The sequence below is a fragment of the Micromonospora sp. WMMA2032 genome (assembly GCF_002688545.1).
GTDB lineage: Bacteria > Actinomycetota > Actinomycetes > Mycobacteriales > Micromonosporaceae > Micromonospora > Micromonospora sediminicola.
Genome location: NZ_CP024052.1, coordinates 730179 through 748463 on the forward strand (window position 1 = coordinate 730179; position 18285 = coordinate 748463).

Here is an 18285-nt window from a genome sequence, read left to right on the forward strand (position 1 = left end):
CGTCAGCCTAGGCAACCGGCGCGGCCGGGGCCACCACGCCCACCGACGCCCGCCACCGGGCGCGCAGTCCGAGGTGGACGGCCAGGCCGAGCGGGCCCAGCAGGACCGTCAGCACCAGCACCGGCGCGAGCACCGCCGCCGGTACGCCACGGTCCCGGGCGTCCTGCCAGATCCACCGTCCCACGAACAGGTCGAAGCCGATCATGTGGGCCCAGGCGGCCGCCGCTCCGTCGGCGGTGCCGAGCAGCTCCCGCAGGCCGTCCAGCGTGGGCGCGGTGACCACCGGCAGCACCGCGCCGAGCGCCGGCAGCACCAGGACCGCGTAGACCAGCAGGACCGGCGCCACGATCAGCGGCGAGCCGACGATCCGCGCGGTCCACGACCAGCGGGGCGCCAGGATCATCAGCGCCCAGAACGGTGCGGCGAGGGCGAAGGTCAGGCCGAACAGCGTGGCGCTCATCCGACCAGCACCACCCCGGCGCGGCGGGACCGGCGGCCCAGGACTAGGCAGACCGCCGTCGCGGTGGCGAGCGCCAGCACCGCCGCCACGGTCAGGGTCAGCGCGTCCGGGCGCAGCAGCGGCTGCCCGCGCAACGCCTGCCCGGTGAGCAGCAGCGTGACCCCGGCGTACGCGACGCCGCCGACGAGCACCAGCCGGGCCCGGGTCAGCTCGTCCAGCCGCGCGCCGAGGAACCGGTCCAGCAGGATCGCCAGCAGGGGCAGCGCCTGCAACGCGTGCAGCCCGACGAAGTGGCCGACGCGCAGGTCGCCGCCGGTGGTGCTCCAGCCGACCAGAGGCAGCCCGGGGCCACCGTCGGGCACGCCGACGCTGTGCGCGCCGGTGATCCCGGCCGGCGCCCCGGCCGGGCGCTGCGCCACCATCGGGAACGCCACGAGCATGCCGAGCAGGGACACACCGAGGCCGAGGCGGACGGCGTACCCGCCGGCCCGGTCCGGCGTGGCGCGGCGCAGCAGCACCACCGCGAGCACCGCCTGAGCGAGGAACAGCACCATGATGGCCGCGCCCATGACGTCGAACAGCGCCTCGTTCAGCGGCGTCGTGCCGTTGAAGTGGCTGGTCGTGCCGCGCAGCACCTGGCCGACGATGACGACCATCTCCAGCACCGACATGGCCACGATCACCGTGGCCGCCCGCTCGGCCAGGCGGCTGCGTCGCGGCAGCAGCGAGAGCATCCAGGCGAGGGTGACGCCGTAGAGCACGAACGAGATCGCGAACTTCAGCGGCTTGAGCCAGGCGGGCGCGCCGGTGAGCACCCGGGGGTCGGCCACCAGACCGATCGCGGCGACGACGGTGAGCACCGCCATCGCGGACACGAGGAGCATCAGGGGGCGGTGCCAGCGGACCGCCCGGTTCACCACGGTAGTCATGCCTGTAGATGCTGGTGGCCGGTGACGCCCGTCGCGCCCGACCGGCGGCCGAGGTCGCGGCCGCGGGTCCGACCCGCGCCTCCTACCGGGGTAGGAGACGCTCAGTCGGGCAACCGGGGCATCTCGACGCAGGGGTCGCGGCCGAGCAGCACCCCGCGTGTCAGCGCCCGGGAGCCGAAGCGGTCCCGGACGGCGTCGACCGCGGCGTCCAGGGCGGGCCCCGGTTCGGCGGTGAACGGCAGCGTGAGCTGCGTGTGCCCGCCGTCCAGGTTGCCCACCGAGACGCCGAGCAGGGTGATGCCGCGCAGCGCGATCTGCGGCAGCGCGGCGCGCAGCAGCGTGCGGGCGGCGGCCCGCAGCGGCGCGGTCTGCGCGGTCGGCTCGTCCAGGGTGTGCGACCGGGTGGCCCGGGTGTAGTCGCCGAAGCGCAGCCGCAGCGTCACCGTGCGGCCGGTGCGTCGGGCGGCGCGCATCCGCCCGGTAACCCGGTCGACCAGCCCGGCCAGCACGGCGTCGAGCTCGGCGGGGGAGTGCGGCTCCCGGCCCAGTGCGTGCTGCGCGCCCATCGAGGAGCGGCGGCGCCCCACCTGCACGGCACGCGGGTCGCGGTTGTGCGCGAGAGCGTGCAGGTGCCGCCCGGCGCCGCCGCCGAGCAGCGACACCAGCGCCGGTTCGTCGAGGCGGGCCACCTGGCCCACGGTGCGCAGGCCGCGCTCGCGCAGCCGGGCGGCGGTGACCGGGCCGACGCCCCACAGCCGCTCGACCGGCAGCGGGTGCAGGAAGGCCAGCTCCCGCCCCGGCTCGACGACCAGCAGACCGTCGGGCTTGGCCACGCCGCTGGCCACCTTGGCCAGGAACTTCGTGCGGGCCACCCCGACCGTGATCGGCAGGCCGACCTCCCGGCGGACCCGGCGGCGCAGCGCGGCGGCGATGTCGGCCGGCGGGCCGACCAGACGCCGCAGGCCGCCCACGTCGAGGAACGCCTCGTCGATGCTGAGGCCCTCGACCAGGGGGGTGGTGTCGCGGAAGATCTCGAACACCGCCCGGCTGGCCGTCGTGTACGCGGCCATCCGGGGCGGAACCACGACCGCATCCGGGCAGAGCCGCCGCGCCTGCCGGCCACCCATCGCGCTGCGCACGCCCCGGGCCTTCGCCTCGTAGCTGCAGGCGAGCACCACCCCGCCGCCGACGATCACCGGACGGCCGCGCAGCGCGGGGTCGTCGCGCTGCTCGACCGAGGCGTAGAACGCGTCCAGGTCGGCGTGCAGGATGGTGGCCTCGCTCGACACCGGCCCATCTTCGCACACCTGTTCGACTCGTGGCGGCTGACCTGCCCGGACAGCGGCCGGCCGGCGGAGGAAACCCCGCCGGCCGGCCGTCGGCGTCACCGCCCGTAGACCTCGAACTCGTAGAGCGAGAAGCCGTACGAGGTGGCCCGCTTGACCCCGTACACCCGCACGTAGCGGGCGCTGACCGGGGCGAAGGTGGCGTTGTCGACGCCGCCGTTGCCGGTGGTGGTGGCGAACACCGGCGTCCAGGAGCTGCCGTCGCCGGAGACCTCGATCCGGTACGAGGTGGCGTAGGCGGACTCCCAGCGCAGCACCGCCCGGCTGACGGTGCGGGCCGACCCGAGGTCCACCCGCAGCCACTGGTTGTCGTTGTAGCTGCTGGCCCACCGGCTGCTCAGGCTGCCGTCGACCGCCTTGGCCGGGGTGTAGCTGGTCAGGAACTGGGTGCTCGACGCGCTGGCCGGGCGGCCCTGGGCCAGGTTGGCGACGTCGTCGCCCCGGCGCGCCGGGAACGAGACGACCTGCTGGTAGGTGGGACGGTTCTGCCAGGCGATCAGCGGATGGGTGATGCCGCCGAGGCCGGACTGGGCGATCGAGTCGGCGCACCACTGGTCGCCGGCGCCGCAGGACTTGTCGCCGGGGTAGACCGTGGTGGCCGGCACCGAGGCGGCCTGGCCCAGCGTGTCGAGCAGGGCCTGCCGGCACGCGCCGAGGTTGCCGTTGCCGCAGTACGCGCGGCCCGGCCCGCCGGCCACCGGGTCGCCGAGCACGGTGCGGACGTCCTTGTCGACGTAGCCCCACCAGCCGTACTGGAACGACGAGCCCTTGTGTGCCTGACCCTGTAGGGCCCAGCTCGCCGCGCCGTCGCGCCCGCCGTTCTGGCCGCCCGACGGCGCCTCGTTCACCTCGATGGCGTCGACCAGCGCCGCGTACAGGTCGGGCCCGAGGCCGGGACGGAACTCGGCCGAGGCGAGCAGCGGCCACCAGGCGTCGAAGATCCGGATCGCCTCGGCGTGCTGGTAGACCTTCGAGCCGGGGGAGGTCTCCACCCGGCGGGCGCCGGCCTGCTGCCAGGCCCGCAGCTTGCCCACCGCGTCGGCCAGCGTCGGGTCGGTGACCGGCGTGCTGTCGAGCACCCGCAGCAGGTCGCCGAGGACCTGCTGGCCGCGCAGGTCGGTCACCGCCGCGTCCGCCATGATCTTGACGACGTCGGCGCGGCCGACCTTGCGCTGGGCGATCGCGGCGCGCACCGGGCCGTCGAGCAGCTGACCCCGGTGCACCGAGCCGAAGCTGAAGTTGCCGTCGGCCGCGCCGAAGTCCCGCGCCTGCTTGTTGTTCCAGCTGACGTAGTAGTCCTGGTTGACCGACCGGGGGTGGGCCGACGCCGGGGTGTAGGTGGCGTCGTTGGTGTCCGGGTTCCAGCCGACCCACTCGTACGCCGGCTCGGCCTTCGCCGGCAGGTTCGGGTCGGTGACCGACGACCGGACCGGGTTCGCGCCGGAGTTGTAGTACGCCGCCTCGGTGGAGTTGACGTAGAACCAGTTGAACGCGTAGCCGACGCTTGCCGCGGACGCCTGGAACGCCGCCGCGCTGCCCATCGCCGCCGGGTCGTTGAACGCCTGGAAGCCGATCGCCGAGTCGGCCTCGTGCCGGTAGGTCGAGCGCAGCTTGGTGAACGCGGTCGGCTGCCCGTTCACCAGCCCCCGGTACGCGACCAGTCCGTACTTCGTACGCAGCGCGCGCAGCGTGTACGAACCGGCCGGGGTGGAGTCGGCCAACGTGGGCGACCAGGAGTTGCGCTGCTCCAGCGCCTCCATGGCGAGGCACTGCCCGTGGTAGAGGTAGCGGTTGGACCGCAGCGTCGGGGCGGTGCCGTCGGTGGTGCACAGCGGCACCGCGTACGTGTCGGTGAGGTCCTGGGAGGCGGAGGTGGCGCTCCACGCGTAGTCCTGGCCGCGGCCGAGCAGCACGTAGAGGTTCAGCCCGGCGAACGCGGCGCCGCGCGCGCTGATGCCCGGGCCCTGCAACTCCTGGAGCATGAGCAGCTGCGGCGCGAAGTAGCCGGTCTGCGGGCCGAACACGGCGACCGGGTTGCCGGTGGTGGTGTGCCGACCGGAGACCACGACCGCGTTGGACATGCCGTGCGCGCGCAGGTTGGCCAGGCCGCCGAGCAGGTCCTTGGTGGCGGTGCTGGCGCCGGTGCGCGCGGCGGCCCCGCCGGTGGCGTCGTAGGCGAGCGGCTCGGCGACCACCGTGCCGGCGTCGGGGAGCACCGCGCTGGTCGCGCCCGGCGGCGTCGCCCCGTACGGGAAGCTCTGCCCGTCGTGCAGGGTGAGCACGGTCTCCGGGTCGTTCTGCGACCGGAACGCCGCCCACACCTTGTCGCCCTCGGTGGCGCCGTACTTGGCCCGGGCGGCCACCCGGACCAGCGCGGACTGGATCTCGCTGCCACCGCCGCCGCCGAACAGCCCGCCGATCACGCCGGCGGTGGCGATCAGGTCGGTCATGGTGAAGTGCTTCGGCTTGCCGGCGCCGGCGAGCACGTACTCACCCGGGTAGTTGTCGTCGGCGATCGACTTGTCGATGTAGGCGTTGATGCCGGCGATGTAGTCGACCACGTCGGTGTAGAGCTGCTGGCCCCGGGTGCCCCTGGTGCGCAGCGCGTCCACCTGGGCCTGCAGGTCCGCCTCGGTGTAGGGCGAGTTGGCCCAGACGCTCTGCTCCAGCTCCCGGTTGCCGGGGGCGCCGCCGGCGAACGAGGTGACGTTGCCGCGGCCGACGTGCCGCAGCAGGTCCATCACCCACAGCCGGTCCTGGGCTCCGGCGTAGCCGGCGCCGAACATGGTGCCGGCGCGGGTGGTGCCGGTGATGTGCGGGACGCCGGTGGCCCTGTCCCGCACGATGGTGACGTCCGCGCGCGGTGAGACGGTGCTCTCGACCTGCGCGGCCGGTACGCCGAACGAGGCGTCGTTGTAGAAGTGGGCGATCTGCTCGTCGGTCAGCCCGGCGTAGTTGTAGACCAGGTTCGCGTACTCGTCGAGCTGGTCGCTGGAGTGCGCCGGGCGGGTGCCGAGCGCCTGGTGCGCCAGGATGGCGACCAGTGTGGCGTTGCCGTTCTGCCCGGGGGCAGGATGTCGGCGCACTGGCCGAGGCAGTAGTCGTTGGGGGCGAACGTGCTGGCGGCCAGCGCCGGTGACGGCGGGGTGACGGTCAGGACGCTCGCGGTCAGGGCGGCGGCGGTGAACGCCGCGAGGCGGGCACGGAGAGCGGGACGGGGCATGGCGATCCTCCGGGGACGCGGAGTCGGGCCGAACGGTACGCCCGGCTTCCGGTGCCGACGTCTCGCCCTCCGCGCCCGGGCGTTCCACCCGGAGGTGAGAATGACTCATATCTATCTCCGGGCAATGATCGGCGGAGGACCGCCGCCCGGGATACCCGTCGTTCACTACCCGCGAATGCCGACGTTTCGCCCGCCGGCTGTCCACGCCGGACACGGCGGTGGGGGGTGGCGCCGTTGCCACCCCCCACCGCTCTCCCGCCGGTGCGCCGTCAGTGCTTGTGGAACGACTGGCGCACCACACCCCCCACCAGGGCGCACCAGGTGGTGGTGCTGAGCTTGCCGGTGGGCGGCAGCCCGTGCAGGCGCTGCAGGTCCTTGACCGCGGTGCGGGTGGCGTGGTCGTACTCGCCCGTCGGGAGGACCTCCGCGTAGCCCTTGGAGTTCAGCATGAACTGCGCCGCGGTCACCGGGACGCCGCTGTCGCGCTGGTCCAGCTCCGGCGCGAGCGTCTCCCAGGTCGGCGCGGTGAGCGTGGCGTCGACGTCGACCGGGATGCCGTTGCGCGCCTGCCAGTCCTGCACCGCCGCCACGGTGGCGGCGTCGAACACGCCGGTGACCGGCACGGCGTAGCCCCGGAACGTGAGCAGGTGCTGCGCGACCTGGACCACCGGACCGCCGACGAAGCGCCAGATGTCCGGCCACCGTCGCGCCGGCACGTCGCCCAGGCGGGTGCCGAGCCTGTGGAAGACCTGGCGGCGCAGCGCGGGGAACTCGCGGTAGAACATCGCGCCCGGGCACTGGGTGGCGCGGAAGTCCCAGTGGCCGAAGATGTCGTGCGCGTGCAGGCCGTACTGTCGGCAGATCGCGGTGCACAGCCGCACCAGCCCGGCGATCAGCTCCTCGGGCGGCGTCTCGGTGACGTAGGTGCCCTCGTTCTCGATGCCGATGGCCCGGCCGTTCTCACCCGGGCAGTGCGCGGCGATCATCTGCCGGTCGCCGGCCTGGAGCCGCTCCAGGCTGCCGTGCCGTCCCTCCAGGACGTGGCCGCCCCGGCTCACCGTGAAGTGCTGCCCGGTGTCGGACCAGCCGTTGCCGTCCATGTGCAGGTCCTGGCAGTCGCGGGCGAGCTGCTTGGCGTGTTCCTCGGAGTAGTCGGTGACGTTCGGGAACGCCATGTGGTGCACGATGATCTTGTTGGTCGGGATGGCGCTGACCGACAGCGGGTCCGCCGGCGGCCGGGCCGCCCACTCGTCGCAGCTGATGATCCAGTCGAGGTCCGCGCCCGGCGCGGCCTGCGCGGCGGAGGGCAGGGCGAGCTCGCTCCCGACGACCGCGACCGCGGCGGCGCCGAGGCCGGCCCGCAGCAGCGTACGGCGGTCCAGCTCGGGGTGGTCGAAGTGCATGGCATCTCCTCGATGGCCCGGTCGGACCGGGCGATGTAAAGGAACTCCAACTGCTGCGCGCGAGTTGGAGAATATTGCCACGGACGGGCGGCGCGCCAGAGGACAAATGCCACCGACGGCCGGCGACTCCTACCACCGACGTAGGCGATGTCACGTCCGCTGACCGGGACGGACCATGTCGCGCCGCCGCCCGGCGTGGCAGCCTGGTGCGGTGCGCCCGCCCAGCCTGACCGGAGTCCTCGTGCTCGTCGCCGTGCTCGCGGTCGCCGGCGCGTTCGGCTGGTGGCGCCGCCGCCACGACGGTCGGCTGCGGGCTGTCCGCGAACGCCCGCCGGGCGCGGCGGACCGCGACGCGTCGGCCGCCGCCGGCGACGCCCCGCACCGGGCCACCCTCGCCGCCCTCGGGGTACGCCCCGGCGTGGTCACGCTGGTGCAGTTCTCCGCCCCGGTCTGCGCGCCGTGCCGGGCCACCCGCCGCGTCCTCGACGACGTCACCGGTCGCCTCGACGGGGTGGCGCTGCGGGAGGTCGGCGTGGACGAGCACCTCGACGCGGCCCGCGACCTGGACGTCTGGCGTACCCCGACGGTGCTGGTGGTGGACGCGGCCGGACGCGTCGTGCGCCGGGCCGCCGGCGTGCCCGACCGGGCCGAGCTGCTCGCGGCGCTCGCCCCGCTCACCGCCGGCGCCGCCCGGTGACCGGTCGGCGCTCGGCGGGCGTGCGGCTGACCCGGCGGCGGGTGGTGGACCACGGCCGGCTCGCGGCGAGCCTCTGTGCGTCGGCCCGTCCCGCCTGACCGCCCGCCCCGCCGTCCGAAACGGAACCCCCATGCTGCTCGACCCCGGGGGCCGCGCTTCGCCGCCGCCCTCACCACCGTCGTCCTCGCCGTCGCCCTGGTCACCGGCTCGGGGCTGCTCGTCCTCGCCCAGGCCGTGGTCTTCGCGCTCACCGCCGCCGCCCCGCGTCTCGGCCCGTACGGCCTGCTCTTCCGGGCCCTGGTCGCGCCCCGGCTGGGCCCCCCGGCCGAGCGGGAACCGGCCGCCCCGGTGCGGTTCGCCCAGATCGTCGGGCTGGTCTTCGCCACCGTCGGCGCCGCCGGCTTCCTCGCCGGCGCGCCCGTGGTCGGCCTGATCGCCACCGCCGCGGCGCTGGCCGCCGCGTTCCTCAACGCGGCGTTCGGGCTCTGCCTCGGCTGCGAGGCCTACCTGGCGGTCCGTCGGCTGACCGGCCGCCCGCTCGCCGCCCGGGTCGCCGTCCCGCCCCGCTGACCGCCCCGCCCGAACACCGGCACGATCGCCGGATGCCGCCCCGGCCCGTGCCGCCCGTACGCTGGCCCGGCCGGCACGGGGACGGGGGAATGGCATGGGTGGTCGGGCGCGACTGGACCGGCGCAGCGTGCTCGCCGCCGCCGGCGGGCTGGCGCTCGCCGGGATCGGCGTTCCGGTCGGGCTGGCCGCCACCGCCGACCGGCCGCCGGCGCCGCGCGGACGGCGGCCGATCAGCATGGCGATGCACCTGCACGCCTCGTTCAGCGAGGGCATCGCCAGCTACGCCGCCCACCTCGACCAGGCCCGCCGCAACGCCGTCGACGTGCTCTGGTGGACCGACCACGACTTCCGCGTCGCCGCCCACGACCACCGCCGGGTCGTCCACTTCGACGGCCCGCAGGAGCTGGAGGGCGGTCTGGCCTGGACCTGGACGGCCGCCACCGAGGGGCGGCTCACCGGGTCGGCCGCCGAGTTCGTGGCCGCGCCGGACGCCGCCGACGGTCCCGGCCGCGCGCTGCGCCTCAGCGCCGCCGGCACCGGCACCCACTGGTACGCCGGCAAGGCCTGGAACTGGACCCACACCGGGAACATCTCCGACACCACGCTGCACCTCGACGTGCGGCCCGAGGCGGCCGGGCCGGACGCCACGCTGACCGTCGAGATCGCGTTGTCCCACCACCCGGCCGGTCCGGGACGACCCGCCGGCCAACTGGTACTGCGCTACCGGCTGGGCGCGACGGACGCGGTCCGGCACACCGCCGACGGCCGGCACGGCACCGTCGACCTGCCCGCGCCGATCGGCGCCTGGCGGCGGCACACGCTGGACCTGCTCGCCGACGCGCGGCGGCTCTGGCCCGACCTGGTGGCCGGCGACAACTCGCTGCGCGGGCTGCGCCTCGGCGTGACGGTGGCCGGCGGCGCGCGCGGCGCGTACCTGGTCGACCGGCTGGTCTTCGACCGGGCCCGCCGCGCCGGGCAGGCCGGCGAGGAGCTGCGCGCCGAGGTGCTGGCCGGCTACGCCGACGCCTACCCGGGCGTGACCCACCACCGGGCCTACGAGGTGTCGATGGTCCGGCACCTCAACTGGTTCGGCGGCGACGGCACGCTGCCCCGCTTCCCGTCCCCGCCCTACCGCGACGACGACGTCGAGGCGACCGAGCGGATGGTGGAGTTCCTGCACGGCCACGGCGGCGTGGTCTGCTGGAACCACCCGCTGGACGTGGAACGCCGCGACTCCCTGGCCCGGCTGCTGGTGACCCGGCACGCGCTCGGCGTCGACCTGATCGAGATCGGACGGGCCCCGGTCGCTGACCACCTCTGGGCGTACGACGTGGCGGCCCGCAACGCGATCCCGCTGACCGCCGTCGGCGTCACCGACGACCACAACGGCACCGACTGGCGGACCGGTCGGGACCGGTACGTCACCTCCGTCTGGGCGGCCTCGACCGACCGGGAGGACCTCGTCGCCGCGCTGCGCGCCGGGCAGGCGTGGTTCGCCGACCTCGCCGTCTACCGGGGCGCCCTGGACCTGGAACTCGGCGGGCGCAGCGCCATGGGCGCGCTGCCGACGGTCGCCGAGGACACCGTGACGGTGCGGCTGCGGGCCACCGACCTGCCGGCCGGGTCCATCCTGGAGGTGGTCACCGGCGACGTCGACCGGGCCGGCGCGGCGGACCCGACCCCCGCGATCCGGACCGGTCGGGTGCCGTGGCGGGAGCTGCGACAGGGCTGGCACGACCTGCCGGTGCGGGTGGGCGCCGGGGCGTACGTGCGCACCCAGGTCCGGGACCGCGACGGCGCGATCGTCGGGGCGAGCAACCCGGTCTGGCTGCTCCGCGAGCCTCCGCCCGGAGGCGTCCCGCCCGCCCGCCGGATCTGACCGGTCGGCCGTCCTTGATCGACTCCATGTCGCCGAAGTGGTGCCGTCCGAGGGCCTCTGATGGCGCCACTTCGCCGAGGTGGAGTCGATCAAGGACGATCCGGTCCGGGACGACCGCGCCGCGAATATACCGGTGAAGGGCGGGCCGTCGACCGGGAGCGACCCACCGGCTGAGGGTTGCGCGGGTCTGCTGCAGTGGCGGTGTGTCCGTTACCGACCATCCGCCGCCCGGCCCCGGACCGGCGGGACACCTCCGGTCCGGGGCCGCCGTCCGGCGTACGGAAGCGTCCGTTGCGCCGATGGCCGGCGGCGCCGGCGCGACCAGAATGACCAGCGAGGCGGCAACCGGCAGCCGTCCCTGGATCGCGGTGGGGTTCGTCGCATGAGCGGCTGGCAGCTGTCCGGCTACACGCCGGTTCGTGAGCTCGGCTCCGGGGCGTCGGGCAGTGTCGTGCTCGCCACCCACGACGACACCGGCACCCCGGTCGCGATCAAGTATCTGGTCCGCGACCTCGGGGCCGACTCCTCGTTCCGCACCGCCTTCCGCGACGAGGCCCGGTTGCTCGGGGAGATCGACGACCGGCACGTCAGCCGGCTCTACGAGTACGTCGAGTCTCCGCACGGCGCCGCCATCGTGATGGAACTGGTCGACGGTGTCTCGCTGCGGCAGATGCTGCGCGCGCACGGCCCGACCACCCCCGAGGCGGCGCTCTGCGTGTTGAAGGGCTCGCTCGCCGGGCTCGCCGCCGCGCACGCGCACGGGGTCGTGCACCGGGACTACAAGCCGGAGAACGTGCTGGTCACCGGTGCCGGGTCGAGCAAGCTCGCCGACTTCGGCATCGCCATGCCGATCGGCCGGGGCTCGGACACCACCGTCTCCGGCACGCCCCGCTACATGGCCCCCGAGCAGTGGACCGGCGCCCCGGCCAGCCCCGCCTGCGACATCTACGCCGCCACCGCCACGTTCTTCGAGTGCCTCACCGGGCGGCCCCCGTACCAGGGTCCGGACCTGCTCTCCCTGCGCGAGCAGCACGCCACCGCGCCGATCCCCACCGACCCGGCGCCCGCCCCGGTGCACGAGCTGCTGCGGCACGGGATGGCCAAGAGCCCCGACGACCGGCCGCAACCGGCCCAGGTCTTCCTGGAGCTGCTCGACCGGGTGGCCGGTGCCGGGTACGGGCCCGAGTGGGAGGAACGCGGGTTGCGCGAGCTGGCCCGCCGGGCCGCGCTGCTCGCCGCGCTGTGGCCGTTCCCCGACCGGGCGGAGGGCGCCACCGCGGTGGCCAGCACCGCGCTCGGCGCCTCGGCCGGCCGGGGCGGCCTGTTCCGGCGGGGACGCAAGCGCACCATGCTGGCGGCCGGCGCCGTGGTCGCCGCCGTGCTGGCCGGCGGCGCCGGCTACAGCTACGCCGCCCGCGAGAGCCCGGCCGCCGCCGAGGTTCCCGCCGGCCCGTCGCCCGCCGGTCCCACCCCGACCGACCCGCCGACACCGGACCCGACGGCCGTCACGCCCCCGGACGTCACCCCGACCGCGTCGCCGCCGGCCACGCCGTCCGTCCTGCCCACCCCACCGGCCGGTACGCCGTCCGCCACGCCGGACGGAACCCGGGCGCCGACCCGCCCGCCGGTCCGCACCAGCGCACCGACCCCCACCCCGTCGCGCAGCACCACGCCGCCGCCCCCGCCGGACGTCACCGCGCCGGTCGTCGGCGGCGTCAGCGCCGATCCGGGTCAGCTCGAACCGAGGGGCTGCCCGTTCGGGATCCAGAGCAGCGCCGTCTCCGTCTCCGTCACCGACGACCGCAGCGGTCCGGCCGCCCTGAAGGTCACGTTCCGCTACACCCTGGAGGGCGCCACCGGAACGGTCCGGATGGCCGCCGCCGGGCGCGGCGTGTTCACCGGCACGCTCGGTCCGTTCGCGGCGCCGAAACAGAGCAGCCGCATCCCGGTCCAGGTCACCGCCGTCGACGCCGCCGGCAACGCGACCACCTCGGCGAAACCGGTGTACGTGACGCTCTACACCTACTGCACCCCCGGCTAGGAGTACGACGTGCCCGTTGCCCAGCACCGCAGTCCGGACCGGGGACGGCCGGCGTGACGCGGCCGGAGGAGCCCACCGAGGCGCTGCCCACCCGCGCCCTGCCCGCCGACCCGGCCCGCGACGCGCAGGCCGCCGCGCCCACCGTCCACCTCGTCCCGCCCCGACCACCGGCCGACGCGGATGCGACCGCGCCCCTGACCGTCGACCCCGCGGGCGCGGCGGAACCGACCGTGCACCTCGCCGGCCAGGGAGCGAGCCCGCCCGCCGACGCCGGTGCGACGGTGCGCCTCGCCGGTCCGGGAGCGACGCCGCCCGCCGAGAGCGATGCGACGGTGTACCTCGCCGGTCCGGGGGCGGCCCGGCCCGGCGACGCCGATCCGACGGTGCGCCTCGCCGGTCGGGGAGCGACGCCGCCCGCCGAGAGCGATGCGACGGTGCACCTCGCCGGCCCGGGGGTGGCCCGGCCCGGCGACGCCGATCCGACGGCGCGTCTCGCCGGCCCGCGTCAGCCCGGCCGGCCCGACGCCGACGGGACGGTGGACCTCGGTGGTACGGGCGTGGCCGGGGCGGTTCGGGCCGAGCCGACCGTGCACCTCGCCCCGCCGCAGCAGGTCACCGGGGCGTCGACCGCCGCGTACCGGCCGACGTCCACCGGGCCGGCCGCCCCGACGGCGGGGGCGACCGCCGGCGCGTACCGGGATCCGACCGCGCGGGCGGTGAGCGGCGTGCCCGCGCCGGCGTCCGGCGGCGAGCTGCGGTTCGGACCGGGCGTGCCGGCGACCCCGCCACCGCCGCCGGCCTGGCCGGTCGCGCCGCCCATCCGGCCGCCGCGGCCGCTCTGGCGCCGGGTCGTCTCGGTGCTGTCCACCCTGCTCACCGCCGCGCTGCTGGTGACGGTCGGTCTCTACCTGTGGCAGCGGCTGCGGCCGTTGGAGGTCGAGCAGGTCGCGGTGGCGGTGCCCCGGCCGCCCGGCATCGCGTGCGACGTGACCGTCGACGTGGTGGCCACGGTCCGCACCAACGGGCGCGCCGGCACGATCCGCTACCAGTGGTTCCGCTCCGACGCGCCGCCCGGCGCGCTGCTCAGCGAGCGGGTCGGCAGCGGGCAGCGGACCGCCACGCTCACCCTCAGGTGGACGTTCAGCGGGGTCGGCGCGACCACCGGGACGGCCACCGTGAACATCATCGAGCCCGCGCCGGTGCAGGCCGGCACCCGGGTCAGCTACCGCTGCCCCGGGGGCTGACCGCGTTTCCGCGCGCGTGGGCCCGGGTAGGCCTTCCGGAACGATCCTGACCACATGCGTGGAGGCCCTTCGATGAGAGACAACTTCGGCGACGCGGTGGGCGACGCGTTCCGTTCGGTGATGCTGTTCCTGCCCAAGGCGGTCGCGTTCGTCGCCATCCTGGTCGTCGGCTGGCTGATCGCCAAGGCCGTGCTCAAGCTGGTGGACAAGGTCCTCGAGCGGGTGCACTTCGACCGGGCGGTCGAACGCGGCGGCATCAAGACCGCGCTGGCCCGCTCGAAGTACGACGCCAGCGACATCGTCGCCAAGCTCGCCTACTACGGCGTGCTGCTGGTCACGCTGCAGCTCGCGTTCGGCATCTGGGGTCCCAACCCGATCTCCGACCTGATCGCCGGCGTCGTCGCCTGGCTGCCCCGGGCGTTCGTCGCCATCGTCATCGTCGTGGTGGCCGCGGCCATCGCCCGCGCGGTGAAGGACATCATCTCCAGCGCGCTCGGCGGTCTCTCCTACGGTCGGGTGCTGGCCAACCTCGCCTCGGTGTTCATCCTGGGCCTGGGCGTGATCGCCGCGCTCAACCAGATCGGCGTCGCCACCGCGGTGACCACCCCGGTGCTGATCGCGGTGCTCGCCACCGTCGGCGGCATCCTGGTCGTCGGCGTCGGCGGCGGGCTGGTCCGGCCGATGCAGAGCCGCTGGGAGACCTGGCTGACCCGGGCCGAGGAAGAGTCCCGGACCATCGCCACCCACGCCCGCGCCTACCAGGCCGGTCGACGTGACGTGGCGGCCCGCCTGGCCACGTCGGACCCGTACGGCGAGGCGGAGCTGACCCAGCCGGTGGCCCGCGACGCCGAGGCCGACCGCACCCAGCCGGTGTCGGCGTACGCGGGTTCCGAGCCGACCCAGCCGGTGCCGGCCCGGACCGGCACCGAGACCAGCCCGACGGCGTCCACGGACGTCACCCAGGCGATCCCGTCGTTCTCCGACTCCGAGCGCACCCAGCCGACCGCACCCCGCCAGCCCACGGCCGAGCAGGCCGCGGACAGCGAGGCCACGATGGTCATCCCGCCGGCGGACGTGGACAAGTTCCGCCGCTGACCCCTCGTCGCGCGACACCGGGGCGGGATCCGACGTCGGGTCCCGCCCCGGTCGCGTGTCGCACGGGACCACCCGCCGGCGCGGGTCCGGCTACGATCGTCGGCATGACCTGGCGATGTTGATGCCTTCCTGAGCGACGAGGCCGCGGGCCACCGCGGACGCCGTGCACTGCGCCCGGTGTCCGTCACGTCCCGTGGGAAGGCCTCATGCTCGTCGCATCTCCCCGCGTGCCCGCGACCCGCCGCCTGGCGGCGACGCTCTACGGCTACGCGTTCCTCACCTACCTCGTCCTGCTCTACCCGCTCTACGTGCTGCTGTTCGCCGACACCGGGCTGTCGGTCGGGCAGATCTCGACGCTGTTCGTCCTCTGGGCGGTCGCCGGCATCCTGTTGGAGGTGCCGTCGGGGGCCCTGGCCGACGCGCTCTCCCGCCGGCTGCTGCTCTGCCTGGCGCCGCTGCTCACGGCCGCCGGTTTCGCGCTCTGGGTGCTGCTGCCGTCCTATCCGGCGTTCGCCGTCGGGTTCCTGCTCTGGGGCGCCGGCGGCGCGTTGCGCTCCGGCGCGCTGGAGGCGCTGGTCTTCACCGAGCTGGACCGTCTCGGCGCGGCCGACCGCTACGCCCGGCTGATCGGCCGCACCCGCACCGCCGAGGTGCTCGGCGCGGTCGGCTCGGGGGTGCTCGCCGGGCCGGTGTTCGCGGTCGGCGGCTACCTCGCCGTCGGCGCGGCCAGCGTGGCGACCTGCCTGCTCGCCGCCGCGGTCGCGGCCCGCTTCCCGGAGCACCGCACCGCGCCGGCCGCCACCGCGCCGGCCGCCGTCGCGCCGCTCGCCGCCCCACCGTCGGGCCCGGGGGAGGCGCCGGACGACGACGAGCCCGGTTGGCTGGACAGCCTGCGCGGGGGCCTCGCCGAGGTGCGGGCCGACCGCGCCGTCCGCGCGGCCGTGCTGCTGGTCGCCGCGGTGGCCGCGATCTGGGGTGGCCTGGACGAGTACACCGGGCTGCTGGCCCGGGACACCGGGGTGGCCGAGGTGACCGTGCCGCTGCTGCTCCTGCTGGTGTGGGCCGGGATGTCCGTGGGCGGACTGCTCGCCCCGTGGGGCGAGCGGCTGTCCCGTCGCGGGTACGCCGGCCTCCTGCTCGTCGCGGCGGGGGCGCTGGCGGCCGGGGCGCTGGCGCGGCACCCGGGGGGCTTCCTGCTGCTGGCGGTGGCGTTCGCCGCGTTCCAGCTCGCCACCGTGCTGGCCGACGTCCGGCTCCAGGCCCGGATCAGCGGTTCCGCGCGGGCCACTGTCACCTCGCTGGCCGGGATGGCCACCGACCTGACCACCGTCGCCTTCTACGGCGCGTACGGGCTGCTCGCCGGCGCGGTGGGCAATCCGGTCGCCTTCGCGGTGGCCGTGCTGCCCTATCTGCTGGTGGCGCTCTGGCTGTTCGCCGGACGGGGGTGAGTTGCCAGAAAAGGGATGAATCATCGCATTCAGGATTACGGTGGGTCCGGACACGACCGACCGCGGGGAGACGATAGCGGTGACGTTGGAAGCAGAGCGCACGCTGCGCGACGAGGACCTGACCGGGCTGGCGGAGCTGGCCGCCCAACTGCGGGTGGACGCGATCCGGTGCACGACGATGGCCGGCTCCGGGCACCCCACCTCCAGCCTCTCCGCCGCCGACCTGCTCGCGGTGCTGGTCGCCCGGCACCTGCGCTACGACTGGTCCTACCCGGGCAACCCCGGCAACGACCACCTGATCTTCTCCAAGGGGCACGCCTCGCCGCTGCTGTACGCGGTGTTCCGGGCCACCGGCGCGATCAGCGAGCAGGAGCTGCTGGAGACGTACCGCCGGTCCGGCTCGCGCCTGCAGGGCCACCCCACCCCGGTCCTGCCCTGGGTGGACGTGGCCACCGGCTCGCTCGGCCAGGGCCTGCCGGTGGGCGTCGGCGTGGCCCTGGGCGCCCAGTACCTCGACCGCTCGCCGGCCCACGTCTGGGTGCTGTGCGGCGACAGCGAGATGGCTGAGGGCTCGATCTGGGAGGCCCTGGACAAGGCCGGCCACTACGGGCTGCGCGCCCTGACCGCGATCGTCGACGTCAACCGGCTGGGGCAGCGCGGCCCGACCGAGCTGGAGTGGGACCTGGACAGCTACCGGCGGCGGGTCGAGGCGTTCGGCTGCCGGGCGATCGTCGTCGACGGGCACGACCTCGGTGCGATCGACGACGCGTACGGGCAGGCGCGGGAGGCCACCGGACCGACCGTGGTGCTGGCCCGCGCGGTCAAGGGCCGCGGGGTGCCCGAGATCGAGAACGACCCGTCCTGGCACGGCAAGGCGCTCGACCCCGAGCTGGCCGACCGGGCGGTGCGGGCGCTCGGCGGACCCCGGCGGATCCGGGTCGCCGGGCCGAAGCCGCCCGCCGCGCCGCGCGCCACCCCGGTCGAGCACCGGCGACCCGAGCTGCCCCGCTGGTCGCGCGGCGCGAAGGTCGCGACCCGGGACGCGTACGGGGACGCGTTGCGCGCGCTCGGCGCGGTCCGGCCGGACGTGGTGGCCCTCGACGGCGAGGTCAGCGACTCCACCCGGGCCGACCGCTTCGCCGAGGCGTACCCGGACCGGTTCTTCCAGATGTTCATCGCCGAGCAGCAGCTCGCCGCCGCGGCCGTGGGCCTGGCGGTACGCGGCCGGCGGCCGTTCGCGGCGACGTTCGCCGCGTTCTGGTCCCGCGCCTACGACTTCATCCGGATGGCCGGCGTCTCCCGTGCCGACATCACGCTGGTCGGCTCGCACGCCGGGGTGGAGATCGGCCCGGACGGCCCGTCCCAGATGGGGCTGGAGGACATCGCCGCGCTGCGCGCGGTGCCCGGCTCGACGGTGCTCTGCCCCGCCGACGCGGTCTCCTGCGCGGCCCTGGTCGCCCAGCTGCCCGACCGCCCCGGCGTCAGCTACCTGCGCACCACCCGCGGCGCCTACCCGGTGCTCTACGACGACGGCGAGGAGTTCCCGGTCGGCGGCAGCCGGGTGGTCCGCGACGGCGGTGACGTCGCGCTGCTCGGCACCGGCGTCACCGTGCACGTCTGCCTCGCCGCCGCCGACGAGCTGACCCGGGAGGGGATCGACGCCCGGGTGGTGGACCTCTACTCGATCAAGCCGGTGGACCGGGACCGCCTGCTGGAGGCCGTCCGCGACACCGGGGGGCGGCTGGTGGTGGTGGAGGACCACTACCCGGAGGGCGGCCTGGGCTCCGCGGTGCTGGAGGAACTGGCCGACCTGGACGCGCCGGCGCGGGTCCGCCACCTCGCGGTGCGCGGGCTGCCCGGCTCCGGCACACCCACCCAGCAGCTCGACCGCGCCGGGATCGGCGTGCACGCGGTCGTCTCGGCCGCCCGCGCCCTGGCCTGACCGGGTTT

11 protein-coding genes and 2 pseudogenes are annotated in these 18285 nt (G+C 75.5%); 8 read left to right on the forward strand and 5 right to left on the reverse strand.

Features of this window, described 5'->3' with window-relative positions:
• Window positions 1-7: 7 nt before the first annotated feature.
• The 5 genes and pseudogenes from CO540_RS03345 to CO540_RS03365 all read right to left on the reverse strand — a co-directional run bounded on the left by CO540_RS03345 (window position 8) and on the right by CO540_RS03365 (window position 7361).
• The gene (locus CO540_RS03345; protein ID WP_091574301.1) at window positions 8-460 is read right to left on the reverse strand and encodes an ABA4-like family protein; all 453 of its coding nucleotides are present in this window, start codon (window positions 458-460) and stop codon (window positions 8-10) included.
• Window positions 457-1389: a hypothetical protein gene (locus tag CO540_RS03350; protein ID WP_099160855.1), complete on the reverse strand. Its 933-nt coding sequence runs from the start codon at window positions 1387-1389 to the stop codon at window positions 457-459. The genes CO540_RS03345 and CO540_RS03350 overlap by 4 nt, the downstream gene beginning before the upstream one ends.
• A 101-nt stretch (window positions 1390-1490) precedes the next feature.
• The gene (gene dinB / locus CO540_RS03355; RefSeq protein ID WP_099160856.1) at window positions 1491-2678 is read right to left on the reverse strand and encodes a DNA polymerase IV; all 1188 of its coding nucleotides are present in this window, start codon (window positions 2676-2678) and stop codon (window positions 1491-1493) included.
• A gap of 95 nt (window positions 2679-2773) precedes the next feature.
• Window positions 2774-5958: pseudogene (locus CO540_RS03360) on the reverse strand (penicillin acylase family protein).
• 269 nt (window positions 5959-6227) lie between these two features.
• Window positions 6228-7361 (reverse strand): N-acetylmuramoyl-L-alanine amidase, encoded by a 1134-nt coding sequence (locus CO540_RS03365; RefSeq protein ID WP_099160857.1) that lies wholly within the window; start codon window positions 7359-7361, stop codon window positions 6228-6230.
• Between the two features lie 211 nt (window positions 7362-7572).
• Here CO540_RS03365 and CO540_RS03370 point away from each other — a divergent pair, with 211 nt between their 5' ends.
• The 8 genes and pseudogenes from CO540_RS03370 (at window position 7573) to CO540_RS03405 (ending at window position 18277) form a co-directional block, all read left to right on the forward strand.
• Window positions 7573-8058 carry a thioredoxin family protein gene (locus CO540_RS03370; RefSeq protein ID WP_253866414.1) on the forward strand — a complete coding sequence of 162 codons (486 nt, stop codon included), beginning with the start codon at window positions 7573-7575 and terminating at the stop codon, window positions 8056-8058.
• Window positions 8059-8133: 75 nt separating this feature from the next.
• The gene (locus tag CO540_RS03375; RefSeq protein WP_099160859.1) at window positions 8134-8628 is read left to right on the forward strand and encodes a DUF4395 domain-containing protein; all 495 of its coding nucleotides are present in this window, start codon (window positions 8134-8136) and stop codon (window positions 8626-8628) included.
• Between the two features lie 94 nt (window positions 8629-8722).
• On the forward strand, window positions 8723-10507 hold the full coding sequence (locus tag CO540_RS03380; RefSeq protein ID WP_099160860.1) for a hypothetical protein: 1785 nt from the start codon (window positions 8723-8725) through the stop codon (window positions 10505-10507).
• Between the two features lie 382 nt (window positions 10508-10889).
• Window positions 10890-12548 (forward strand): serine/threonine-protein kinase, encoded by a 1659-nt coding sequence (locus CO540_RS03385; protein WP_099160861.1) that lies wholly within the window; start codon window positions 10890-10892, stop codon window positions 12546-12548.
• Between the two features lie 53 nt (window positions 12549-12601).
• Entirely contained in the window at window positions 12602-13792 is a 1191-nt protein-coding gene (locus CO540_RS03390; RefSeq protein ID WP_099160862.1) for a hypothetical protein, read from the forward strand.
• A 54-nt stretch (window positions 13793-13846) separates the two neighbouring features.
• Window positions 13847-14587, forward strand: a pseudogene (locus tag CO540_RS03395) (hypothetical protein); the annotation flags it as partial.
• Window positions 14588-15093: 506 nt separating this feature from the next.
• The gene (locus tag CO540_RS03400; RefSeq protein ID WP_099160864.1) at window positions 15094-16335 is read left to right on the forward strand and encodes an MFS transporter; all 1242 of its coding nucleotides are present in this window, start codon (window positions 15094-15096) and stop codon (window positions 16333-16335) included.
• A 79-nt stretch (window positions 16336-16414) separates the two neighbouring features.
• Window positions 16415-18277 carry a transketolase gene (locus CO540_RS03405; RefSeq protein WP_099160865.1) on the forward strand — a complete coding sequence of 621 codons (1863 nt, stop codon included), beginning with the start codon at window positions 16415-16417 and terminating at the stop codon, window positions 18275-18277.
• Window positions 18278-18285: the final 8 nt, after the last annotated feature.